The organism is Microbacterium allomyrinae (assembly GCF_020682705.1).
GTDB classification, from domain to species: Bacteria; Actinomycetota; Actinomycetes; order Actinomycetales; family Microbacteriaceae; genus Microbacterium; species Microbacterium allomyrinae.
The window spans coordinates 682004-705439 of sequence record NZ_JAGTTN010000002.1 but is presented as its reverse complement, the minus strand read 5'-3'; the positions used below and the strand labels follow the sequence as shown (position 1 = coordinate 705439).

The following is a 23436-nucleotide window of genomic DNA, read 5'->3' as shown; positions in this document are numbered from 1 at the left end:
ACCGTCGCGCAGCTGCCGGCATGGCTCGCCAACTCGATCGGTTTCGTCGACCTCAGCGACGGCACCGCTCAGGTCACCAGCAAGCTCAAGGTCGACGTCGACTTCGGCCTCGACTCCGGCGAGTTGGTCGGCTACGACCGCCGCGCCGCGATCGTGCGGCAGTCCCCGCAGATCCGCCTCGAGGCCGTCGACATCGCGCACGGCGCGATCGACCTCGGCTTCTTCGCCTACGGCGGGCAGCTGATCCAGGACGACCGCGCGATCCAGAAGCGCCAGGTCGACGTCGACTGACCCCCCGGCCGGGTCGGGGCTGAGGTCCCAGCTCGCCCCGACCCGGCGCCCACCCTCGAGCGGAAGATGCCGCAATGCCCGATCTCGCATGGCTCACCCCGGACACGGCTAAGTCGCAGCTGAACATCGTCGTGACGCAGCTCGGCCTCGACGTCGCGCGCGAGGAATGCCTGACCAAGCGCGGCCTGGCGATCGCCACCACCATGCCGCCCTCGACATCGTTCGCGGTCGGTGTGGTCTACCAGGCTCTCGCGAACAAGCAGGCGGCATCCGCCAACAGCAACGACGAGATGGGCGGCGAGAACAGCGTGCGGCTGTACCCGTTCGATCGGAAGATCATGGCGATGCTCATCGTGCCCGACGTGGACGATGACGACCCCGAGCATGACCACAGCCGCGTGCGGTCACTGATCGGCTGAGCATGAGTGCACGCAGCGAACTGAAGCAGCTGATCGAGGCGCAGACGCCGCCGGCGACGTGGGAGATCTACGACTGGCCGACCCGGCTGCGCACGTTCGACGATGCCGGCAAGCCCGTCGCGATCGTCATCGAACAGCGCACCGTCGCGGCATCTCGGTTCTCGGCCGACGAGAACAGCATCCCGCTCGAGGTGGGGCTGCTGCTGTGGGTCGTCGTCGACGCCGCCCGCGGCGACGAGCTGCGCGACGTGGAAGACGACCTCGAAGCCGCGCTCGAGCAGATGATCCGCATCCTCGAAGCCGCAGGCCTGCCCGACCACGTCTGGGACGGCAACGCCGTCCGCGACGAGTACGACGACCAGAAACCCGCCTACCAGATCACCATCAGCGCTACCGGCGCCCTCACCCCTACGGAGGAATGACATGACTGTTCCCGCCAACACCGCCAAGCGCACCAAGCGCTGGAAGCTCAAGATCGGCGCCGACGAGTACCAGGGCCACACGTCCGCGATCGCCATCAACCCGAACCCCGTCACCTGGCAGGGCGGCGACGACAACACGCTCACCGACGACGGCGACGTGCAGGTGCAGCTCACCGTCGCGCAAGACACCGCGAACGCCGCCTCGCTGTACCGGCTCTGCCACGACAACCCCGGCCAGGCCGCGGTGCTCGAGGTGTTCCCCCACTACGACGACGAGTTCAGCGTGACGGTCAACACCGTGCTGGTGCGCCCGCCGCTCAACCTCGCCCGCGCCGCGCAGATCCCCGAGGTGCAGATCACGCTCACCGGCTCGTACCTCACCGCACCCGAAATCCCCTGACCCGGAGACGACCGCCCGTGATCGACGTCACGCAATCGCGCGAGATCCAAGCGACGATCTACGCGCTGCGACTGGCCCGCCGCGACATTCGCCTGAACATCAACAAGCGAGCGCGCGCCCAGATCAAGCCCCTGTGGCAGCGCGAGGTCGCGTCGCGTGCGCGCAGCCGGCGGGCGCAGCGCGTGATCGCGGGCGGTGTCGGCGCGTCCCTGACGGATCGCGGTGTCAGGCTGCGCGCGGCAACCTCGAGCCGGCCCCTGCGCGGCGGCCTGGTGCCCGCCGAACAGTGGATGGGTGACGAGTTCGGCGCGCGCACCCAGCGCATCCAGGTGCGCCAGAGATCCGGCAAGGGCCGCGTATACACCCGCCCGCTCACGATCAACCGCCAGTTTCCCGGTCGCACGCACCACGGCATGGTCGCGTTCGACGCGGCCAGCGCGACCGGCAGACGCCTGGTCGCGCTGTGGGTCGCTCAGGTGGTCGAAGATCTCGGCAACGTCGAGAACGTCGAGGTGGTCGGCTGATGCCCATCCAGATCGACTTTCTCTCGAACACGTCCAAGCTCGAGCGCGGCACCGAGAACGTCGAACGCGGCCTCGACGGCGTCGCCGACAGTCTCGACGACGTCGCCCGCGAAGGCGACCGGTCGCTCGGCCGGCTCGAGCGCAGCTTCAAAGACGTGTCCGACGCGGCGAAGGACACCTCGAAACAAACCTCTGACGTCGGCGACGTCGGCAGCCGTGGGTTCCGCAAGCTCGGCGACGCCGGCTCGGAAGTATCCGGCGAGCTGCGCCAGAACCTCGGCGAGACGTTCAGCTCGTTCCGCGGCGAGCTATCCGACCTGCCCCAGATCGCGCAGGACACCCTCGGCGGTCTGGCCGGCGCCGGCGCCCTCGGCGGCATCGCCGGCCTAGCCGCGACCGCGGCCGGCGCCGCCGGCCTCGGCCTCATCACCGCCGAGCTGCAACGGCAGCAGGAGGAAGCCGACCGGCTGCGCGAGCGGATCGGCGGCATGTACCAGGCCGCAGCGGAGGATGGCCGCGCCTACCTGGACACCGCGCAGCTGATCGGCGAAGCCAACTCCGTCATGTTCGACCCCGACCGAGCCAACGAGTGGAAGCAGATCCAGACCGACGCCAAGGACCTCGGCCTCGAGGTCTCCCGCGTGATCGCCGCCAACGCCGGCGACACAGAGGCTCAGGCGGAGGTTCAATCCCGGATCAATGCGCTGATTGACGAGGAACGAGGCAAGCGCGAGGAGCTCGGCGCGTTCCTCGGCGGCCAGAACGCGAACCAGGAAGAGGTGCGCCTGGGAGGTATCGCCGACCGCTGGGCTGAGATCGGCCGAATCACCGAGGATAACGCAGCCAAGGCGAAGAATGCGCAGGACGTCACCGACCGCTACTTGCGCAACATGCTGGAGCAAGCCGGCGAGGCGACCTACCAGGTCGATGAGCTGGGCAACCGACTTATCACGCTGCCCGATGGCGAACAGATCGTCATCGACGCCGAGACGGGCCAGGCGCATCAGGATCTCGACCGCTTCCAGGGCGCACTCGATGAGACCCCCGCGCACATCACGACGACTGCCCATGTGCTCGCCGACACCACCGGACTCACGCGCGCGATCGACAGCATCAATGGCCGCACGATCTACGTGAAGGTCAACGCGCAGGGCCAGCGCGAGGGGAGGCCGTTCGAGTGAGCACCACGACGATCACCTACGACGGCGGGCCGACGCTCAGCCCGCTCAAGGCGCTGGTCAGCAGCTACAGCGCCGAGGCCGAATCCCGCACGGTCGCGCACTCGATCCTCGACGGCGACGACGTCTACACGCTGCGCCCCGCGGGCGCCGATGTGCTCACGCTCGAGCTGCTGTTCGCCGACGAGATCGGCGCGCGTGACTGCCACCGCGCCCACAAGCTCCCGGCCGAGTTCACGATCGCGGACGACACCCGCGAGCTGCTGAATCTTCGATACGTCGTCACCGGCCGGATTCGGGTGCACCTGGACCCTGAAACGCGCCGGCGCTGGCTGTGCATCGTCCCGATCACGGAGGTGTCGTGATGGCCGTGCTCAGCGAGCACCGCACGAAGATCACGCTGGATCTCGACCCGCCGATGCAGCTCGAGGTGAACACGCAGCAGCTGACGATGGACCTCGAGTGGGTACCGTTCATCCAGGCCACTCTCTCGTGCGCGCTCGGCGACGGCGCGATCGCCGATGTCGACCCGCTCGCCGACGACATCTGGGCAACCCTCACCGTCCGCAAGCTGCTCGGCCGCGTCGACCGACTCGGCGACCTCACCCGCAAGTACCGGGGCAAGACGCTCGGCGATGTCACGGCCGATTTCGCCGGCGGCACGCTCACCGACGTCACCCTCGCGGTCTATCACGACTACACCGAGCCGGGGCACCCGATGCGGTCACAGGACCGGGACTTCCGGCTGATGCTGCGCGACCAGACCGTGGACCGCAAAGCCGGCACCGTGGCGCTGTCGCTCGCGAGCGGCGAGGCGCGACTGTTCGATGATGCCTGGACCGCCGCCGAGTACACCATCCCCGGCGCGACGATCCGGGACTGTCTCGAGTGGGTGCTGGCCCGCAGCGGGTTCACGCTCACGACCGTGGCCGGCGAGGCACCCGTGCTGCCGTCGTGGGTGCTCGGCGATACCCGCATCTGGCAGCCCGGACAGACCGCGTGGGAGGTGTTGCAGCAGATGGCCCGCTCCCGCAACTACCTGATGTACTGCGACGAGGACGGCCACTTCCACGCGAACTACTCACGAGGCACCCCATACACGCGCACGCTGCGCTCGGCGGGCGCCTCACGTTCGGTCGTGAACGCTGTGGAGAAGCGCAGCCGCGACGACGGCTGGTACACGGCCGTGCAGGTCGTGTTCACCCGCGCCGGCGTCACCACACGCGGTTTCGCGACCACACCGGGCGAGCCGGTCAAGATCTACACCCGCACCTACCCCGCTGAGTGGGGCGCCCCGAGCGACCCGGACGCGCTGGCCGAGAACATCCGGCAGCAGATCGTCGGCCGCGCGCGCTCGCTCGAGCTGCTCGCGGTATCCGACTACGCCCTGACACCCGGCGACGGCGCCGTGTTCATCAGCCCCCGCGGCAGCCTCGCCGGCAAATGCAGCGCGGTGCAGTGGAACTGGCCGGCCGACGAAATGAGCGTACGCATGAGAGAGGTGGCCTAAATGGCGACAGGACATTACGACGAAGACGGATTCTGGATCTACGGCGAGGACGACCTCGCCGACGAGGGCGCCGGATTCAGCGAGGTACTGAACAAGTCCGCACGCGCAATCCCGGATGCCGTGCATGCCCGAGTCACGACCGAACTCGCTTCCGACCCCACGGTCGCGGCGGCGGCCGCGGCTGCCGTCGACGGCGAGCTGGATGCCAAGAACGTCCCCGAGTTCGAGGTGAATCCCGAAGACGTCTACACCGTGCGATTCGAGAACGGCGAGCCGTTCATCCGCGCCGACGAGACGCGCGGCATCTACTCCAAGGTCACCCTGCAAGACGGCAGCGTGCGCCGCGCCGCGCTCGCGCCCGACGTCGCCGCGGGATTGATCTCCGGTGCAGAGGTGATCGATCTGGACGGCACCGGATGGGCGTTCGCGGTGATGTTCCGCGACCCCGCAACGGGTGCGCTGACCGTCGAGTCGGGCGTGCGCATCGACGGGACGGTCTACCCCGAGAACGAGGGCGGCGGCGGGTCCCCGATCGATGAGACAGGGCCGGCCTGGATGCAATCGGGCGACTCGATGTCGCTCGGCCTCGCGACCCGTATGGCGACCCTCACCGGCGAGGTGTGGATCGACAACGCGATCGGCGGCGAACGATCCTACGACATCGCCGGCCGCACCAGCGCAAACCCGATATGGCTCGCCGTCGACGGCGGCGAGATCCCGGCATCCGGCGCGGTGTTCGTCACCCCGTACTACAACGGCGGCGCAACCGGGTTCACGGCCACCACCACGCTGATGAAGCAGGGCACCAAGAGCGTCAACCCGAGCCGCCTCGCCGGCGTCGAGGGAACGTTCGTGTGGGTGGAGGGTGACGGGCGCTACCGGTTCACGCGCGCGACGGCCGGCGCCGCGGTTCCGGTGCCCTACCGCGAACCTCTCATCACGGCAGCACGCGACACGTACGCCGGCTACAACCAGGTCATCCAGCTCGGCCGTAACAACGTCGCGGACCTCGATCGGGTACTCGAGGACACGCACTCGATGGTGCAGTGGCAGACCGGCGGACGGCGGAAGTTCCTCGTAGTCGGGGTGATGAACGCGACCAACGAGATCGCGGGCTCAGGCACCCATACCGCGGTCGTCGCGCTCAACGCTGCGCTGAAGCGTGAGTACGGGTTCCGGTTCGTGGACGTGCGCCGGAAGTTGATCGATGACGGCCTCGCGATGGCCGGGATCACCCCGACCGGCCCGGACCTCACCGACATCGGCAACGACACGATTCCCACCTCGCTCCGCGCTGCCGGCGACGTGCTGCACCTGAACGACGCGGCAAAAGACGTGCAAGCGCGGATCGTTTACGACCGCATGACACAGATTGGATGGTTCTAAATGTCCGGAATCGGACTGGTCATCGCCCGCGCCGGCGGCGCCGGCGAGGGCGTCACCCTCGAAACGCTCTACGCATCCGACAGCTTCGCCGCGCCGGACGGCCTCGCGAGCGGGCGCACCCTGAACAACGGACTCGGCGGCACCGCCTCGCTCGCGTTCGCCGCGTCGATCGGCGCGGCATGGAACATCACCGGCGGCATGCTCAGCCGCGTCGGCGCCGGCGGCACGGCATCCGTCCTCGGCGTGGCGATGCCGCAGCCCGACTACTCCCTCTACGTGAAAGTCACCTCAATCTCCGTGGGGCTGCTCTCGCTGCTCGCCCGCCGATCCGCGCTCTCCGGCGGCACCGACAGTCGCATCGCACTCAGCGCGGCCGGCGCGATCTCCGGCGCCGCGACCGGCACCTGGGAACCGGGCGACGTGATCGGCTACCGCGTCCGAGGCACACAGATCGAGTGGGTGAAAAACGATCTCGTCATCGCCACGACGACCGCGCTCAACTCGGCCGCCGGCTACGCATCCCTCGCTGTGGGCGCGAATGCCGAATACGCCGTCGACTACCTGCTGATCAAGATCCCCACACCCTGACACACCGAAAGGACCACCCCTCATGCTCTACCCCAACGGCACCACCACCGCCCCGACCGTCAGCAGCAAGTACGGCCCCCGCACCGGCGGTCTGACCAACCATCACGACGGCTGCGACTTCATCGGCTTCGACGGCGTCTACGCGATCGGCGCCGGCCTGGTCACGTTCGCCGGCTGGCTGAACGATGCCGCCGGCTACACCGTCGTCATCGACCACGGCAACGGCATCACGTCGAAGTACATGCACCTGGCCGTCGCGCCGGCCGTCCGCAAGGGCAGCTGGATAGGCGAGGGCGCCAAGCTCGGCCTCATGGGCGCCAGCGGCAACGCGAAGGGCAAGAACCTGCACTTCGAGATCTGGGTCGGCGGGTGGCACACCGACCCGGTCACGTGGCTCGCCGGACGCGTCGGGCAGCTGGTCGTCGACGGCGGGCTCGGCGGGTTCACCATCGCCGCCTGGCAGGCCGACCTGGGCACGCCCGCAGACGGCAAGCTCGATACCCCGTCCGCGTTCGTGCACCGCCTGCAGGAGCGCCTCAACGGCGCCGGCGCGCGCGACTGGGACGGCCGCGAGCTGCTCGTCGACGGCCTCGGCCTGGCGTCCAACATCGGCCGGCGCGTCGGTCGATTCCGCACCGTGCACGCGCTCCAGGTCTACCTCGGCACGCCGGCCGATGGATACCTCGACGCGAACGACTCCGCGACGATCCGTCGCGTGCAGGAGCGTCTGAACGCAGGTTCGTTCTGACGTGAGCGACGCCGTAACCGTGCAGATCGTCGCGGCGGTCAGCGCCGCCGTCGTCGCGACGATCGGCCTGGTCGGCACGGTCCTCACCGTGTTCGGTACCCGCCTGGTCCGGCGGGTGAAAGCCATTCAGGGCCAGGTGCAGAACGACCACGAATCGAACCTGCGCGACGACCTCGACGGGAAGCACGAACAGAACAACAGCATCTTGCTCGCAATCCAGCGAGACATCGCGTGGATCATGCGCCGGCAAGTCGACACCGACAGCCGCCTCGAGCGGCACATCGAAGAAACAGGAGGAACCCATGAGCGACCCCAAACCCCAGACGCGCGAGGAGTACCAGGCCTCACTCGCCGGGAGCTACGACGCCGAACCGCTTACGTACCAGAGCACCCTCGAGGGTGACATCTACGCCGGCGGACCGCCCGCCGAGTTCCTGCCGCTGAACGCGCGCCGGACCCTGTTCCTGGTCGGCATCGCGGCACTGTTCGCCGGCCCGCTGCTCGCCGTGCAGCTGCCCGAGTACGGCGACGCGCTCGTCGTCGGCGGCAACCTACTCGCGGCAGTCGGCCTCGGCACCGCACTCGCCAACCCGACCCGCTGAGCTAACGATCGCAGCGGCCCGCTGCGTCTGCCATACCGTCGATGTCCGCGTTCATCTCGTCGGGTCGATAGCCGTAGCGGGCCATGCAGTCGAGATAGGTCTGGTGCGCCTCGGCGCCTTGCAGCTGCGACAGGATCGCGACCAGAACGCCGATCGCGACTAGCAGCAGCACGCCGATCACCACCAGAAGGACGATCAGCGAGCGAGAACGGCGGGGCGCGACGTCAGACATGCCCGCAAGCCTGTCAGCCGGCAGCTGCCAGCGCCGCGCGGCGCACCGCCTCATCCTCTACTTGCACGTAGATCTGCGTCGTCGTCATGTAGGCGTGGCCCAGCAGCTGCTGCACCGCGGCGATGTCGCGCCCCCCGAGTTGATAGGCGCGTGTGCCGTATCGGTGTCGCAGCTGGTGCGCGGTGACACCCGGCGGCAGTGCATCGCTGATCAGCTCAGACACGCGGCCTGCCGACAGGTGCCCGTGAATCTGTCCAGGGAACAGGTAGCCTCCGGGCTGCGCCTGGATCGCGTGTACGACCTCGAGGGGAACTGGCACCATGCGCATCCGTTCACCCTTGCCTCGCACGATCAGCGAATACCCGACCAGATCCTCGACCAGGTCATCCGTGCGCACCTGGCAGATCTCGACGCATCGCAAGCCGGCGCGCACGGCGAGCAGGACCATGAGCCGCGTCCGCTCGGCCGGCGATCGCAGACCGAGCTTCACCGAGTGCTCGGGAGCTGGCCTCGGTACACCCCGCTTCGGCGTGATCGACGGCATGTGTCGCGCCGGGTTCTCGTCCCATCGGCCGACGACCTGTCCCCATGCGTAGAAGCCTCGGAGAACCTGTCGCAGCGTCCGGCGCGCGGATGCCCCCAGATCGTCGCGCGTCGCGAGGTAGGCGACGAGCTGCTCGAGCGTGACCGGCCACGGCTCATGCTGGGTATCGCGTGCGAACCGCCGCAGATGGTAGCTGTGCTGATAGATCGTTCCCTCTGCTCGGCGTAGGCCTCTGAGCCATCCCAGGTATGCCGAGAGTGGTTCCACCCATGACGGGTGAGTCGGTATTTCGGTCTTCACCCCAGACGGTACGCCGAGGATTGTCGGCCGCATCGTGACGTCGAGCCGTGTGTAACCGCGGGTTACGCGGACGCAGAGGGATTGTCGATGTGCAACAACGCGGGAGATCTCGTCGACGAGGAATCTTTGTCGGCTTCCGACAAGAGTTCGTCGCGCATCTCTCGGCACTCAGCGCACGTGCCGTCCCACTTCTCGTGCCGCTCGATCCAGTATTCCGGCCACTCGTCGCGATCGCCGTTCTCGGGCGATGGATTCCACACGTCGCCGCAGTCGCCGCATCGGTGATCGCCGACGTGCTCGGCCGGCCGATCGCACCAGTGCTCCCACGTCTCGCCGGGATCGATCACGTCATCGCACATCGCCATCAGCGCACCGCCTCGGCGTCGAGCTGCGCGACGATGCCCCAGAACGCGTCAGCGAACTCTGAATCAGTGGGTTCTCGGTTCAAGTCCGAGGGGGTGCACCAAACCAGAAGAGCGGCCCGAGAGGGCCGCTCTTCTGCGTGTGCCGGGGTCTCAGGCGGCGTCGCCGACGAGCACCGCCACGGCTTCTTCCGCGGCATCCGCTTCACGCGTGTCGACCCGCGCGAGCGAGCGCCGGCCGAAGGCGATCGTCGCGGCGGCGATGACGACGGATGCCGCCGCGAACAGATACGGAACGGTCGGGCCGTACAGATGCCACAGCAGCGCCGCAAGCGGGGGAGCGGCGGCGCCTCCGAGGAAGCGGACGGCGGAGTATGCGGACGACGCGACCGACCGGGGAAGGTCGGTGGCCTCCATCACGGACTCGGTGAGCACGGTGTTCATGACGCCCAGCAGCAGGCCGCCGACGATGATGCAGACCACGAGCGCGGCGGCGTCGTCGACGAGGATCCCGGCGACGACGAGGTCGGCGGCCAGGACGGGGAGTGTGACGAGCATCGCCGAGGTGCGGGTCATCCGCCGCAGCATGAGGGGTGCGACCCACACGCTGGTGACGGCCAGCGCGACACCCCAGCCGAAGAAGGTGAGGCCGATGCCGATAGCTCCGAATCCGAGAGGGAACGGCGAGAAGGCCAGCAGGACGAAGAAGCCGATGTTGTAGAACAGGGCGGCGATCGCCAGTACGGCCAGGGACGGGACCCGCAGCGCCTTCAGGGGCGCCGACAGTGCCAGCCGCACCGGCTTCTCGCTCGGTCCGCGCACCAGCACCAGCACGGCGATGAACGCGATCGCCATGAGCGCCACGACGCCGAAGAACGGGCCGCGCCAGCTGATCTCGCCGAGGAAGCCGCCCAAGAGGGGGCCGACCGCGATTCCGAGCCCGAGTGCCGCCTCGTAGAGGACGATGGCTGCGCCCGTGCCGCCGCTCGCGGCCCCCACGATCGTCGCGAGTGCGGTGGAGATGAACAGGGCGTTGCCCAGGCCCCATCCCGCGCGGAATCCGATGATCGCGTCGACGCTGCCGCTCATCGCGCACAGCAGCGCGAACACCACGATGAGTCCGAGTCCGATCAGGAGCGTCGCCTTCGCGCCGATGCGGCTCGAGATCCAGCTCGTCACGAGCATCGCGAGTCCCGTGACGAGCAGGTAGCTGGTGAACAGCAGTTCGGTCTGGACGGGGCTCGCCTCGAGCGATTCGGCGATCGCAGGCAGGATGGGGTCGACCAGCCCGATGCCCATGAATGCCACGACACAGGCGAAAGCCACGGCCCAGACCTGCGCGGGCTGGCGCCACACGGATGCTGCGGCCGGGGCGCTCATCGAACGGCCTCGGTGGCCCGGACCGGGCGCGTGATCGGGCGGGTCAGCACGTCTGCGGTCGTGCGCAGCGCGGTCCATTCCTCGTCGGTGAGGTCATCGAAGTGCGGGGTCAGCGCGGCGGTCAGCTGCGCCAGCCAGGTCTGGAGCGCTTCGAGGCCGAGCGGAGTGGCTTCGACCACCGTCGCACGCGAGTCCGCGGCATCCGCTTCTCTCACGACGAGCCCGAGCTCGCTCATCTGACCGACGAGGCGGGTCATGCCCGGCTGGGTCACGCGGCTCAGTCTCGCGAGCTCGCCGAGGCGGAGCGGTCCGTTGTCGCGCAGGATCGTGAGCGTGCGCCACTGCGCGGCGGGGGTGTCATTTGCCGTCTCGAGCGCAGCGATGCGCGTGAGCGCGTGCGCGGCGACGATCAGGGTCTCGATGTCTTGATCTCGTGTCACGAAATAAACATACCAGCGATATATACCGCCGGTATTGAAGAAGAGGGTGATCGGCGGACGAGCTATCGATTGGTCGCGGCGATACGGGTCGTCAGCTGATGAGCATGCGCGAGAAGCGTGCGGCCGAGCTCCGGCAGGCGCTCCGGCCCGAATCGGAACTCGACGCCGGTGAGACTGAGCGCCCACTGCGGATGCCCTTCCCGGGTGAAGACCGCGGCCCCGAGACCCCAGCTGCCCTCGACGATCAGTCCGGGATTGACCGCGTACCCGCGCTCCTTCGTATCGCGCAGGCGTCCGCGGAGCCGCGCCTCGCCGTGTGACGCGCCCCAGCCTGCGCTCAGTTCGGGGTGCCGCTCGAAGTACGCGTCCACATCGTGGGGAGGCAGGAACGCGAGGATCGCGAGACCCGCCGACGCGACGCCCAGCGGAAACCGCACACCCTCCGACAGCACGAAGGAACGGATCGGAAAGCTGCCCTCCTCGCGCAGCAGGCACACCGTCTCGTCACCCCGACGAACCGAGAGGAAGGCGCTCTCTTCGGTGCGGACCGCGAGCGAGCGCACGATGTCGCGCGCGATGGCGGTGATGTCGTACCGGGAAGCCGCCACCGTTCCCATCAAGTAGAGCTCGGGCCCGGGCATCCAGCGTCCCGTCCTCTCATCCTGATCGACCAGACCCTCGTGACGCAGCGCCGTGAGCAGCCGGTGCACGGTCGGACGCGTGAGCTCGGCTCGCCGGGCGAGGTCGGCGACCGTCGTCCCGTCGTCGCGGGCCGAGGTCACGAGCCGCAGCAACATCGCAGCGCGCGCGACGGACTGCGCTCCCGGTACAGCTCTTCTCGACGGGATGTCCACAATATGGACGCTAGGTGATCCGTGCTCCACATGGCAAGCGTCGTCGCGTCATCCGCCTGGGCGCTCGCACACCATGGTGTTCGGACACCGGAGCGAAGGAGCATGCGTGATCGACAAGACCTGGGACTCTGCGGCGCAGGCCGTGGCAGACATCCCCGACCGCGCTTCGCTGGCGGTGGGAGGATTCGGCCTGTCGGGCAACCCGATCGCCCTCATCGAGGCCCTCCTGGCGCAGGGGACGCGCGACCTGAGCGTCGTCAGCAACAACTGCGGTGTCGATGACTGGGGCCTCGGGATCCTTCTCAACGCCAAGCGCATCCGCAAGATGACGTCGTCGTACGTCGGTGAGAACAAGGAGTTCGAGCGCCAGTTCCTTACCGGCGAACTCGAACTCGAGTTGACCCCGCAGGGCACGCTCGCGGAGAAGTTGCGCGCGGGCGGATCGGGCATCGCCGCGTTCTACACGCAGACCGGCGTCGGAACCCAGGTCGCAGAGGGCGGTCTTCCGCGGCGCTATGACGGAGCCGGCAACATCGCGGTGGCATCTCCCGTGAAAGACGTCCGCACGTTCGAGGTGTCGGGGACGCCGCGCGAGTACGTGCTGGAAGAGGCGATCGTCACCGACTTCTCGCTCGTGCACGCGCTGAAGGGCGACCGTCACGGCAATCTGATCTTCAACAAGGCCGCGCGAAACTTCAATCCGCTCGCCGCGATGGCCGGCCGCATCTGCATCGCCCAGGTCGAGGAACTCGTCGAACCCGGTGAGCTGGATCCCGACGCCATCCACCTCCCCGGCATCTACGTGCACCGCATGGTCGAGGCCGGACGCGACATCGACAAGCGCATCGAGCGCCGGACGGTCACGGATTCCGCGACCGACGCCGCCGCCGTGCCGGAAGGAGCCTGACATGGCGCTCACCCGCAACGAGATGGCGGCCCGGGCCGCGCAGGAGCTCGCCGACGGGGCCTACGTCAACCTCGGCATCGGCCTGCCGACGCTGGTGCCCAACCACGTTCCCGACGGCGTCACCGTCGTGCTGCAGTCCGAGAACGGGATCCTCGGCGTCGGGCCGTATCCGACCGAGGATCGGGTCGATCCGGACCTCATCAACGCCGGCAAGGAGACGGTCACCACGCTTCCCGGGGCGGCCTTCTTCGACTCGGCCACGAGCTTCGGGATGATCCGCGGCGGCAAGATCGACGCCGCCATCCTCGGCGCCATGCAGGTCTCGGCCTCGGGCGACCTCGCGAACTGGATGATCCCCGGAAAGATGGTCAAGGGCCCAGGCGGCGCGATGGACCTCGTTCACGGCGCGGCCAGGGTGATCGTGCTCATGGAGCACGTCGCCCGAGACGGATCGGCGAAGATCGTGAACGACTGCTCGCTGCCGCTGACCGGCAAGGGCGTCGTCGACCGCATCATCACCGATCTCGCGGTGATCGACGTGACGGATGCCGGGCTCGTGCTCGTGGAGCTCGCCCCAGGAGTCACGCTGGACGAGGTGGTCGCCGCGACCGAACCGGAGCTGACCGTCGCCATCGGAGAGAGAATCGAAGCATGAACCACGACGACGTCGTCATCGTCGCAGCCGCGCGTACTCCGCAGGGGCGACTGAAGGGCCAGCTGGCGCCGCTCACCGCGGTGCAGCTGGGAAGCGCCGCGATCCGCGGCGCGCTGGAGAAGGGTGCGATTCCGGCAGCGGCGGTGGACGCCGTGCTGGTCGGCCAAGTGCTCGCCGCCGGGTCGGGGCAGAACGCCGCACGTCAGGCGGCCGTGGGTGCCGGCATCGGATGGGATGTGCACGCAGGCTCCGTCAACAAGGTGTGCCTGTCGGGTCTCACCGCGATCATCGACGGTGCCCGCATGATCGCCGTCGGGGACGCGCGGGTCGTGGTGGCAGCGGGCATGGAGTCGATGACGAGAGCGCCGCACCTGCTCATGGGATCGCGCGACGGCTGGACATACGGCTCGATCGAGGTGCTCGACCACATGGCTTACGACGGGCTGACCGACGCCTATGACCGCGAGAGCATGGGCGCATCGACCGAACGGCACAACACCCGTCTCGAGGTCACCCGCGCGGCGCAGGATGCGGTCGCCGCGCGCTCGCACCAGCGCGCCGCCGCCGCACAGGCTGCGGGAGTGTTCGACGCCGAGATCGTGACGATCGAGATTCCGCAGCGCAAGGGCGACCCGATCCTCGTCATCCGGGACGAGGGCGTCCGGCCCGACACGACCGTCGAGTCGCTCGCGGGGCTGCGCGCGGCGTTCGCCGAAGGCGGCTCGATCACCGCCGGCAACTCGTCGCAGATCTCCGACGGAGCATCCGCCGTGGTGCTCACGAGCCGGTCGCACGCGGACGAGAACGGCTGGCCCGTGCTCGCGGTGGTCGGGGCATCCGGACAGGTCGCCGGCCCCGACAACTCGCTGCACGCACAGCCCGCGCGCGCGATCGAGAAGGCGCTGGCGAAGCAGGGGATCGCGGCATCCGATCTCGACGTCGTGGAGATCAACGAGGCGTTCGGGGCCGTGGTCGCCCGGTCGCAGGTGGAGCTGGGCCTCTCCGACGATGTCGTGAACCCGCACGGCGGGGGCATCGCGATCGGGCATCCGATCGGGGCATCGGGCAACCGCCTGGTCGTGCATGCCGTGCACGAGCTGATCCGCCGCGGCGGCGGCACGGCCGCGGTCGCGCTGTGCGGCGGCGGCGGTCAAGGAGACGCGCTCATCCTGACGCGCTGATCCTGTACGGACCTCACCGCCGAGCTCACTCCGATCGGGTGCGGTCGGGGCCGAGGCGGTAGCGTCGTCGTCGTGACGACGATCTCACGACCGACCGCCGCCGACCGCGCCGAATGGGACACGCTCTGGCAGGCCTACATCACGTTCTACGAGTCGGAAGTGGCGCCCGACGTGTCGGACTCGACATTCGCGCGCATCGTCGCCGACGACGAGCTGCACGGAGCGATCGCGCGAGATGCCGGCGGCCGGGCGATCGGGCTGGTTCACTGGCTGACGCACTCGGCGACCTGGACGACCGGCGTCTACTGCTACCTCGAAGACCTGTTCGTCGACCCCGCCGCCCGCGCCGGAGGGGTGGGGCGCGCACTCATCGCGCACGTGACGGAGTGGGCGAAGGCGAACGGCGCGAGCAAGGTCTACTGGTTGACCGCCTCCGACAACGTCACTGCCCGTGGACTGTACGACCGGGTGGCTGGATCGACGGGATTCGTGCACTACGAGATCACGCTCTGACCGGCTCGGATACCGAGAGCTGCCCGGCGCGTCAGCCGCGCAGATTGCGCTTCAGGAGCTTCTTCTCGCGGCCGTGCACGGGAGAGTCCTCGGCGACGATCGCGCCGCGCGACGCGCGTCGGACGTCCACGATCGCACCGATCGCGAGGGTCAGCGAGATGCCCCAGCTGAGCCATGCGAGCGCGGCGCGCCACGTGAAGGGAGCGTCCTCGCGCATGGATCGCAGCAGTGTCAGTCCACCGGTGATGGCGGTGAGGATGCCGGTGCCGAAGAGGTACTTGCGCATGCCGACACGCTATCGCGGGTGGGCGCCGCGCGTCATGCGTCGGATCGCACGCGCACCATCGTGCTCGTGGCGCGGGGCTCCCGAGCGGGGTGGGCGGCAAGCTAGCCTGAGGAAAGGGGATGCCTCGTCCCCGCCACCGTCAGGAGACTCGTGACCCAGGCAGATCTCGTCGTCGTCGCCAACCGCCTGCCCGTCGACAGGGTGGTCGGCGAAGGCGGCGAGCTGTCATGGCGCCGTTCTCCGGGCGGTCTCGTGACCGCTCTCGAGCCGGTCATGCGCCGCGCAGACGGCGCATGGGTGGGATGGCCCGGGCAGCCCGACATCGATGTCGAGCCGTTCGAGTTCGAAGGCACGTTCCTGGTGCCGGTGCGGCTGAGCGCGGAAGACGTCGAGCTCTACTACGAGGGAATGTCGAACGACACCTTCTGGCCGCTGTATCACGATGTCATCTCGGAACCCCGCTATCGCCGGGTGTGGTGGGACTCGTACGTGAAGGTGAACCGGCGCTTCGCCGAGGCCGCTGCGAAGGCGGCCGCCCCCGGCGCGACGGTGTGGGTGCAGGACTACCAGCTGCAGCTGGTGCCGCAGATGCTGCGGGAGGCGCGCCCCGACCTGACGATCGGCTACTTCCACCACATACCCTTTCCGGCATATGGCTTGTACTCGCAGCTGCCGTGGCGCCGCCAGGTGCTGGAGGGACTGCTCGGCGCCGATGTCATCGGCTTCCAGCGAGTCGCGGACGCCGGCAACTTCGCGCGGGCGGTGCGCCGCCAGCTGCGCTACGACACGAAGGCTTCGGGCATCACGGTGCCCAACCCCGACGGCACCACGCGCCGTGCGCTCGCCAAGGCGTTCCCCATCTCGATCGATGCGCAGTCGTATGTCGAGCTGGCCGAGCGAGACGACGTCAAGGCGCGTGCGAAAGAGATCCGCGAGAGCCTCGGCAACCCGCGCAAGATCCTTCTCGGCGTCGATCGGCTCGACTACACCAAGGGCATCCGCCACCGCATGAAGGCGTTCGGCGAACTGCTCGAAGACGGTCGGATCTCGGTGGAGGATGTGACGCTGGTCCAGGTCGCGAGCCCGAGCCGCGAGCGCGTCGAGGCGTACATGCAGCTTCGAGACGAGATCGAGCTCATGGTCGGTCGCATCAACGGCGACCACGACACGATGGGCCATACCGCGATCCGGTACCTTCACCAGGCCTATCCGCGTGAAGAGATGGTCGCGCTGTTCATGGCCGCCGACGTGATGCTCGTGACGGCGCTTCGCGACGGCATGAACCTCGTCGCGAAGGAGTACGTGGCGGCGCGTGTCGACAATCGCGGGGTGCTCGTGCTCAGCGAGTTCGCCGGAGCCGCCGACGAGCTGCCGAGTGCGATCCGCATCAACCCGCACGACATCGACGGCATGAAGGACGCGATTCTCCGCGCGATCGACATGCCCGCCGCCGAACAGGGCCGTCGCATGAGGGCGCTGCGCAAGAAGGTCCTCGAGAACGACGTCGCACGCTGGTCCCGAGCGTTCCTCGACGCGCTCGCGGATGCCCGGAGGTACACGCAGTACATCGCTCCGCGAAACGATGAGGAGGTCGGCGCATGAGCGACGGGCTCGACAGCGCCGCACGCGCGGCGATCGCCCGTGTCGCGGCAACCGATCTGCTGCTCGTCGCCCTCGACTTCGACGGCACCCTGTCGCCGCTGGAGGACGAGCCGATGGATGCCCGGATGCTGCCCGCCGCGCGCGTCGCGGTCGACGCCCTGATCGCCGCGCCTCGCACCGTCGTCGCGTTCGTATCGGGCAGGAGCCTGGTGGACCTCCGCGTCATCGCCGAGCACGACGATGCATCTCGGGTCGTGCTGGCAGGCTCGCACGGAGCCGAGTTCTGGTTCCCCGGCGAAGGGTTCGTCCGCCACGGCGAGGACGCCGCAGCCGTCGCGCTGCGCGACACGCTCCGCGCCCACGCCGAGGAGGCCACCGCGCACCTGGAGGGCGTCTGGATCGAGCCGAAGACCTTCGGCTTCGGCGTGCACACGCGCCGCGCCGAGCCCGCGGCGGCGGAGGAGGCGAACCGGCTCGTCGACGCGATCGTCACCGCCGAGGCGCCCGAATGGCGCCGGCGCGCGGGTCACAACATCGTGGAGTACGCATTCCGGCACGAGGGCAAGGATTCCGCGGTCGCCGAGTTGCGCGAGCGGACCGGAGCCACGGCGGTCGTCTTCGCCGGCGACGACACCACAGACGAGGACGCGCTGCAGAGCCTCGGCTCGACCGACCTCGGCCTGCGCGTCGGGGCGGGGCCGTCCGCAGCGACCGTGTGCGTGCCCGATATCGCCGCCCTCTCGGAGCTGCTGAGCGTCATCGCGGCCGATCGGACCGGCGCGCGGGAATAGACTTCCCCCATGCCCCAGCAGCACGACAACTCCATCGACATCAAGCCCCGCAGCCGCGTCGTCACCGACGGCATCGAGGCCACGACATCCCGCGGAATGCTCCGCGCGGTCGGCATGGGCGACGAGGACTGGGACAAGCCCCAGATCGGCATCGCGTCCAGCTGGAACGAGATCACGCCGTGCAACCTGAGCCTGGACCGTCTCGCGCAAGGTGCCAAAGAGGGCGTGCACGCCGGCGGCGGGTACCCGCTGCAGTTCGGCACGATCTCGGTGTCGGACGGCATCTCGATGGGCCACGAGGGCATGCATTTCTCCCTCGTCTCGCGCGAGGTCATCGCGGACTCCGTCGAGACCGTCATCATGGCGGAGCGGCTCGACGGCTCGGTGCTCCTCGCCGGCTGCGACAAGTCGATCCCCGGCATGCTCATGGCATCGGCGAGGCTGGACCTGTCGAGCGTCTTCCTCTACGCCGGGTCGATCGCGCCGGGCTGGGTGAAGCTCAGCGACGGCACCGAGAAGGACGTCACGATCATCGACTCGTTCGAGGCGGTGGGCGCATGCCTCGCCGGCAAGATGAGCGAGGCCGACCTCAAGCGCATCGAATGCGCGATCGCCCCCGGTGAGGGTGCCTGCGGCGGCATGTACACCGCCAACACGATGGCGTCGGTCGCCGAGGCGCTCGGGCTCAGCCTGCCCGGCTCCGCCGCACCGCCGTCGGCGGACCGTCGTCGCGACTATTTCGCGCACCGGTCCGGCGAAGCCGTCGTGAACCTGCTTCGACAGGGCATCACGACACGCGACATCCTGACCAAAGAGGCGTTCGAGAACGCGATCGCGCTCGCGATGGCCCTCGGCGGCTCGACGAACGTCGTGCTGCACCTGCTCGCCATCGCCCGCGAGGCGGACGTCGACCTGAACCTCCACGACTTCAACCGGATCGGCGACAAGGTGCCGCACGTGGCCGACATGAAGCCGTTCGGCAAGTACGTGATGAACGACGTGGACCGTCACGGGGGTATCCCGGTCATCATGAAGGCGATGCTCGACGAGGGTCTGCTGCACGGTGACGCCCTGACGGTGACGGGCAAGACCCTCGCCGAGAACCTTGCGGACCTGAACCCCGATCCGGTCGACGGCAAGGTGATCCACTCGTTCGACAACCCGATCCACGCGAGCGGCGGCATCACGATCCTGCATGGCTCGATCGCTCCCGAGGGCGCGGTGGTCAAGTCCGCCGGGTTCGACGCCGACGTGTTCGAGGGCCCCGCGCGCGTGTTCGAGCGCGAGCGCGCCGCCATGGACGCGCTCGAGGCCGGCGAGATCCAGGCAGGCGACGTCGTCGTGATCCGCTACGAAGGCCCCAAGGGCGGTCCGGGCATGCGCGAGATGCTGGCGATCACCGCCGCGATCAAGGGCGCGGGCCTCGGAAAAGATGTACTACTCTTGACGGACGGACGATTCTCAGGCGGCACAACCGGCCTGTGCATCGGCCACATAGCACCCGAAGCGGTGGACGCTGGTCCCATCGCCTTCGTGCGCGATGGTGATCTGATACGGGTCGATATCGCGGCTCGCACTCTCGACCTACTCGTCGAAGAGGCTGAGCTTGACTCCCGCCGTTCTGGCTGGGAGCCGCTTCCTCCGCGCTATACCCGTGGCGTCCTTGCCAAGTACTCCCGACTCGTGCGTTCCGCCGCCGAAGGCGCGACCACGGGCTGAGCCTGGCTTCAGACATCCCTCCGACCGATTTTCTGAGGATCTTCACCATGCCCGCCGAAACCGCAGCCGCACTCCCGCGGCCACCCGCCCGCAGCGCCTCTGCGCCCGTGCTCACGGGCGCTCAGGCCGTCGTCCGCTCGCTCGAGATGCTCGGTGTGACCGACGTCTTCGGCCTGCCCGGCGGCGCCATCCTCCCCGTGTACGACCCGCTCATGGACTCGACCGCGCTCCGCCACATCCTGGTGCGTCACGAGCAGGGCGCCGGCCACGCCGCCGAGGGCTACGCCTCGGCCTCCAACAGGATCGGTGTCGCCATCGCGACATCCGGACCCGGTGCGACCAACCTCGTCACCGCGATCGCCGACGCGTACATGGATTCGGTGCCGATCGTCTGCATCACCGGCCAGGTCTTCTCGAACCTCATGGGAACGGATGCCTTCCAGGAGGCCGACATCGTGGGCATCACGATGCCGATCACCAAGCACTCCTTCCTCGTGAAGGACCCCGCCGAGATCCCCGGCGCGATCGCCGCGGCGTTCGAGATCGCCGGCACGGGCCGGCCCGGTCCGGTGCTCGTCGACATCACCAAGGACGCGCAGCAGGCCGAGGCGCCTTTCGTGTGGCCGCCGAAGATCGACCTGCCGGGCTACCGGCCGGTGACCAAGGCCCACGGCAAGCAGATCCAGGCCGCAGCCCAGCTGCTGGCCGAGGCCAAGAAGCCGGTCCTGTACGTCGGCGGCGGCGTCATCCGCTCGCAGGCGTCCGCCGAGCTGCTCGCGCTGGCCGAGACCACCGGTGCGCCGGTCGTCACGACGCTGATGGCGCGCGGCGCGTTCCCCGACTCGCACGCGCAGCACCTCGGCATGCCCGGCATGCATGGCACGGTGCCAGCCGTCATCGCCCTGCAGGAGGCGGACCTGCTGGTGTCGCTCGGCGCGCGCTTCGACGACCGGGTGACCGGCAAGGCGGCGCTGTTCGCCCCGAACGCGCAGGTCGTGCACGTCGACATCGATCCGGCCGAGATCGGCAAGATCCGTGCCGCGGAGGTGCCGATCGTGGGCGACCTCAAGGACGTGCTGGTCGACCTCGACGCGGCCTTCCGGGCCGTCGCCGACGATCGCAGCGACACCACCGAATGGTGGTCGTTCCTCGATGGCCTCCGCGACGAGTTCCCGCTCGGGTACACCCAGCCCACCGACGGTCTGATGTCGCCGCAGTATGTGATCCAGCGAATCGGCGAGCTCACCGGCCCCGAGGGCGTGTACGCCGCGGGTGTGGGCCAGCACCAGATGTGGGCGGCGCAGTTCATCAAGTACGAGCGTCCGAACTCCTGGCTCAACTCGGGCGGTGCGGGCACGATGGGCTATTCGGTGCCCGCCGCCATGGGCGCCAAGGTCGCCCAGCCCGATCGTCACGTGTGGGCGATCGACGGCGACGGATGCTTCCAGATGACCAATCAGGAGCTCGCCACCTGCGCGATCAACAAGATCCCGATCAAGGTCGCGATCATCAACAACTCGTCGCTCGGCATGGTGCGTCAGTGGCAGACGCTGTTCTACGACGGCCGCTACTCGAACACCGACCTCAACACCGGGCACGACACCGTCCGCATCCCCGACTTCGTGAAGCTCGCCGAAGCGTACGGCTGCCTCGCGATCCGCGTCGAGAAGGAGGAGGACGTGGATGCCGCGATCAAGACCGCCCTCGAGACCAACGACCGCCCCGTCGTCATCGACTTCGTCGTGAGCGCCGACGCGATGGTGTGGCCGATGGTGCCGCAGGGCGTCAGCAACAGCTATGTCCAGTACGCGCGCGACCACGCGCCGGCATTCGATCAGGAGGACTGACACATGACCACTCACGTGCTGAGCCTCCTCGTCGAAGACAAGCCCGGTCTGCTGACCCGTGTCGCCGGGCTGTTCGCGCGCCGCGGCTTCAACATCGAATCCCTCGCGGTGGGCGTCACCGAGGTGCCGGGCCTGTCCCGCATCACGGTGGTCGTCGACGTGGACGAGCTCCCGCTCGAACAGGTGACCAAGCAGCTGAACAAGCTCGTCAACGTCATCAAGATCGTGGAACTCGACCTCGCCGCATCCGTCCAGCGCGAGCACATGCTCGTGAAGGTGCGGGCCGACAACCAGACGCGATCGAACGTGCTCGAGGTCGTCAACCTGTTCCGGGGCCAGATCGTCGACTACGCGCCGGACGCGCTGGTGGTCGAGGTGACCGGCGACAAGGGCAAGGTGGACGCGTTCCTGCGCGCTCTCGAACCCTTCGGCATCAAGGAGCTCGCCCAGTCGGGCCTGCTCGCCATCGGCCGCGGTGGCAAGAGCATCACCGAGCGCGTGCTGCGCGGCTGATCCCACACTCCACGAGCGTCTCGTCTCGCTTCGCTCGCTCAACGACCGGAATACACAAGGAGAAATACCCCATGGCTGAGATCTTCTACGACGCCGACGCCGACCTGAGCATCATCCAGAGCAAGAAGGTCGCGATCGTCGGCTACGGCTCGCAGGGCCACGCCCACGCCCAGAACCTCCGGGACTCGGGCGTCGAGGTCGTCATCGCGCTCAAGGAGGGCTCCAAGTCCACCGAGAAGGCACAGGACGAAGGCTTCGAGGTGAAGTCGGTCGCCGACGCCGCGGCGTGGGCCGACCTCATCATGATCCTCGCGCCCGACCAGCACCAGCGGTCGATCTACACCGAGTCGATCAAGGACGCGCTGGCTCCCGGCAAGACGCTGGCGTTCGCGCACGGCTTCAACATCCGCTTCGGCTACATCGACGCTCCCGAGGGCGTCGACGTCATCCTCGTCGCCCCGAAGGCTCCCGGTCACACGGTTCGTCGCGAGTACGTCGCCGGTCGTGGCATCCCCGACATCATCGCGGTGGAGCAGGATGCCACGGGTACGGCCTGGGCGACCGCGCTCTCGTACGCGAAGGCCATCGGCGGCACCCGCGCCGGCGTCATCAAGACGACCTTCACCGAAGAGACCGAGACCGACCTGTTCGGCGAGCAGGCCGTGCTGTGCGGCGGTGTCTCGCAGCTCGTCCAGTACGGCTTCGAGACCCTGACCGAGGCCGGCTACCAGCCGCAGATCGCCTACTTCGAGGTCCTGCACGAACTGAAGCTCATCGTCGACCTCATGTGGGAGGGCGGCATCGCCAAGCAGCGCTGGTCCGTGTCCGACACGGCCGAGTACGGCGACTACGTCTCGGGTCCGCGCGTCATCGACCCGCACGTCAAGGAGAACATGCAGGCCGTTCTCGCCGACATCCAGTCCGGTGCGTTCGCCGAGCGATTCATCGGCGACCAGGACAACGGCGCCGTCGAGTTCCAGGAGCTGCGCGCCAAGGCCGCCGCCCACCCGATCGAGTCGGTCGGCAAGGACCTGCGCTCGCTCTTCGCATGGAAGCAGCAGGACAGCGACTACGTGGAAGGCTCCGCCGCTCGCTGATCCGGACAGACTCTCGGCGGGATCCGCCGAGCCCGGCTTTTCATGAGCCACAGAGGCCCGGCCCTTACAAGGGGCCGGGCCTTCGGCGTTCCCGGCGACGTCACGGCGGCCCCACGGACGCCCGTCCACATGAGAGTCCTGGCAT

28 protein-coding genes are annotated in these 23436 nt (G+C 68.5%); 22 read left to right on the top strand and 6 right to left on the bottom strand.

Annotated elements, in window-relative coordinates:
* The 12 genes from KEC57_RS09760 to KEC57_RS09705 all read left to right on the top strand — a co-directional run.
* On the top strand, positions 1-291 hold a 291-nt coding region (locus KEC57_RS09760; protein ID WP_229384392.1), incomplete at its 5' end, for a hypothetical protein.
* Between the two features lie 74 nt (positions 292-365).
* Positions 366-710: a hypothetical protein gene (locus KEC57_RS09755; protein ID WP_229384391.1), complete on the top strand. Its 345-nt coding sequence runs from the start codon at positions 366-368 to the stop codon at positions 708-710.
* Positions 711-712: 2 nt separating this feature from the next.
* Positions 713-1132, top strand: coding sequence for a hypothetical protein (locus KEC57_RS09750; RefSeq protein WP_229384390.1), 420 nt, complete (start codon positions 713-715; stop codon positions 1130-1132).
* A gap of 1 nt (position 1133) precedes the next feature.
* Positions 1134-1532 carry a hypothetical protein gene (locus KEC57_RS09745; RefSeq protein WP_229384389.1) on the top strand — a complete coding sequence of 133 codons (399 nt, stop codon included), beginning with the start codon at positions 1134-1136 and terminating at the stop codon, positions 1530-1532.
* Positions 1533-1549: 17 nt separating this feature from the next.
* On the top strand, positions 1550-2056 hold the full coding sequence (locus KEC57_RS09740) for a DUF4320 family protein (protein WP_229384388.1): 507 nt from the start codon (positions 1550-1552) through the stop codon (positions 2054-2056).
* Positions 2056-3237: a hypothetical protein gene (locus KEC57_RS09735; protein ID WP_229384387.1), complete on the top strand. Its 1182-nt coding sequence runs from the start codon at positions 2056-2058 to the stop codon at positions 3235-3237. Before KEC57_RS09740 ends, KEC57_RS09735 begins: the two co-directional genes overlap by 1 nt.
* Positions 3234-3599, top strand: a complete 366-nt coding sequence (locus tag KEC57_RS09730; RefSeq protein ID WP_229384386.1) for a hypothetical protein — start codon at positions 3234-3236, stop codon at positions 3597-3599. Before KEC57_RS09735 ends, KEC57_RS09730 begins: the two co-directional genes overlap by 4 nt.
* Positions 3599-4744, top strand: a complete 1146-nt coding sequence (locus KEC57_RS09725; protein WP_229384385.1) for a hypothetical protein — start codon at positions 3599-3601, stop codon at positions 4742-4744. Before KEC57_RS09730 ends, KEC57_RS09725 begins: the two co-directional genes overlap by 1 nt.
* Complete coding sequence (locus KEC57_RS09720) at positions 4745-6130, top strand: hypothetical protein (RefSeq protein ID WP_229384384.1); 1386 nt, start codon at positions 4745-4747, stop codon at positions 6128-6130.
* The gene (locus KEC57_RS09715) at positions 6131-6718 is read left to right on the top strand and encodes a hypothetical protein (protein WP_229384383.1); all 588 of its coding nucleotides are present in this window, start codon (positions 6131-6133) and stop codon (positions 6716-6718) included.
* 22 nt (positions 6719-6740) lie between these two features.
* Entirely contained in the window at positions 6741-7466 is a 726-nt protein-coding gene (locus KEC57_RS09710; protein WP_229384382.1) for a M23 family metallopeptidase, read from the top strand.
* Positions 7467-7768: 302 nt separating this feature from the next.
* Entirely contained in the window at positions 7769-8068 is a 300-nt protein-coding gene (locus KEC57_RS09705) for a hypothetical protein (protein WP_229384381.1), read from the top strand.
* Between the two features lies 1 nt (position 8069).
* Here the strand turns inward: KEC57_RS09705 and KEC57_RS09700 are convergent, their stop codons facing one another.
* The 5 genes from KEC57_RS09700 to KEC57_RS09680 all read right to left on the bottom strand — a co-directional run bounded on the left by KEC57_RS09700 (position 8070) and on the right by KEC57_RS09680 (position 12174).
* On the bottom strand, positions 8070-8300 hold the full coding sequence (locus KEC57_RS09700; protein WP_229384380.1) for a hypothetical protein: 231 nt from the start codon (positions 8298-8300) through the stop codon (positions 8070-8072).
* A 13-nt stretch (positions 8301-8313) separates the two neighbouring features.
* Complete coding sequence (locus KEC57_RS09695; protein ID WP_229384379.1) at positions 8314-9111, bottom strand: tyrosine-type recombinase/integrase; 798 nt, start codon at positions 9109-9111, stop codon at positions 8314-8316.
* Positions 9112-9659: 548 nt separating this feature from the next.
* Positions 9660-10886, bottom strand: a complete 1227-nt coding sequence (locus KEC57_RS09690; RefSeq protein WP_229384378.1) for an MFS transporter — start codon at positions 10884-10886, stop codon at positions 9660-9662.
* Positions 10883-11326: a MarR family winged helix-turn-helix transcriptional regulator gene (locus tag KEC57_RS09685; RefSeq protein WP_229384377.1), complete on the bottom strand. Its 444-nt coding sequence runs from the start codon at positions 11324-11326 to the stop codon at positions 10883-10885. Before KEC57_RS09685 ends, KEC57_RS09690 begins: the two co-directional genes overlap by 4 nt.
* A gap of 62 nt (positions 11327-11388) precedes the next feature.
* Positions 11389-12174: an IclR family transcriptional regulator gene (locus KEC57_RS09680; protein ID WP_372457014.1), complete on the bottom strand. Its 786-nt coding sequence runs from the start codon at positions 12172-12174 to the stop codon at positions 11389-11391.
* A 112-nt stretch (positions 12175-12286) separates the two neighbouring features.
* On the opposite strand from KEC57_RS09680, the gene KEC57_RS09675 reads away from it, so the two are divergent.
* The 4 genes from KEC57_RS09675 (at position 12287) to KEC57_RS09660 (ending at position 15436) form a co-directional block, all read left to right on the top strand.
* Positions 12287-13087: a CoA transferase subunit A gene (locus tag KEC57_RS09675; protein WP_229384375.1), complete on the top strand. Its 801-nt coding sequence runs from the start codon at positions 12287-12289 to the stop codon at positions 13085-13087.
* Between the two features lies 1 nt (position 13088).
* Positions 13089-13742, top strand: a complete 654-nt coding sequence (locus KEC57_RS09670) for a CoA transferase subunit B (protein ID WP_229384374.1) — start codon at positions 13089-13091, stop codon at positions 13740-13742.
* Positions 13739-14923: an acetyl-CoA C-acetyltransferase gene (locus KEC57_RS09665; RefSeq protein WP_229384373.1), complete on the top strand. Its 1185-nt coding sequence runs from the start codon at positions 13739-13741 to the stop codon at positions 14921-14923. The genes KEC57_RS09670 and KEC57_RS09665 overlap by 4 nt, the downstream gene beginning before the upstream one ends.
* Positions 14924-14995: 72 nt before the next feature.
* Positions 14996-15436, top strand: coding sequence for a GNAT family N-acetyltransferase (locus KEC57_RS09660; RefSeq protein WP_229384372.1), 441 nt, complete (start codon positions 14996-14998; stop codon positions 15434-15436).
* Between the two features lie 31 nt (positions 15437-15467).
* On the opposite strand, the gene KEC57_RS09655 is transcribed toward KEC57_RS09660, so the two are convergent.
* Positions 15468-15722, bottom strand: coding sequence for a hypothetical protein (locus tag KEC57_RS09655; protein ID WP_229384371.1), 255 nt, complete (start codon positions 15720-15722; stop codon positions 15468-15470).
* 150 nt (positions 15723-15872) lie between these two features.
* Between KEC57_RS09655 and KEC57_RS09650 the strand changes: the two genes are divergently transcribed.
* The 6 genes from KEC57_RS09650 to ilvC all read left to right on the top strand — a co-directional run bounded on the left by KEC57_RS09650 (position 15873) and on the right by ilvC (position 23291).
* Positions 15873-17324: an alpha,alpha-trehalose-phosphate synthase (UDP-forming) gene (locus tag KEC57_RS09650; RefSeq protein WP_229384370.1), complete on the top strand. Its 1452-nt coding sequence runs from the start codon at positions 15873-15875 to the stop codon at positions 17322-17324.
* A complete protein-coding gene (otsB, locus tag KEC57_RS09645) occupies positions 17321-18115 on the top strand; it encodes a trehalose-phosphatase (protein WP_229384369.1) in 795 nt (264 codons plus the stop codon). Before KEC57_RS09650 ends, otsB begins: the two co-directional genes overlap by 4 nt.
* A gap of 9 nt (positions 18116-18124) precedes the next feature.
* Entirely contained in the window at positions 18125-19834 is a 1710-nt protein-coding gene (gene ilvD / locus KEC57_RS09640; protein ID WP_229384368.1) for a dihydroxy-acid dehydratase, read from the top strand.
* 47 nt (positions 19835-19881) lie between these two features.
* On the top strand, positions 19882-21681 hold the full coding sequence (locus tag KEC57_RS09635) for an acetolactate synthase large subunit (RefSeq protein WP_229384367.1): 1800 nt from the start codon (positions 19882-19884) through the stop codon (positions 21679-21681).
* A gap of 3 nt (positions 21682-21684) precedes the next feature.
* Positions 21685-22194, top strand: coding sequence for an acetolactate synthase small subunit (gene ilvN, locus KEC57_RS09630; protein WP_229384366.1), 510 nt, complete (start codon positions 21685-21687; stop codon positions 22192-22194).
* A 71-nt stretch (positions 22195-22265) separates the two neighbouring features.
* Complete coding sequence (ilvC, locus tag KEC57_RS09625) at positions 22266-23291, top strand: ketol-acid reductoisomerase (RefSeq protein ID WP_229384365.1); 1026 nt, start codon at positions 22266-22268, stop codon at positions 23289-23291.
* Positions 23292-23436 lie beyond the last annotated feature (145 nt).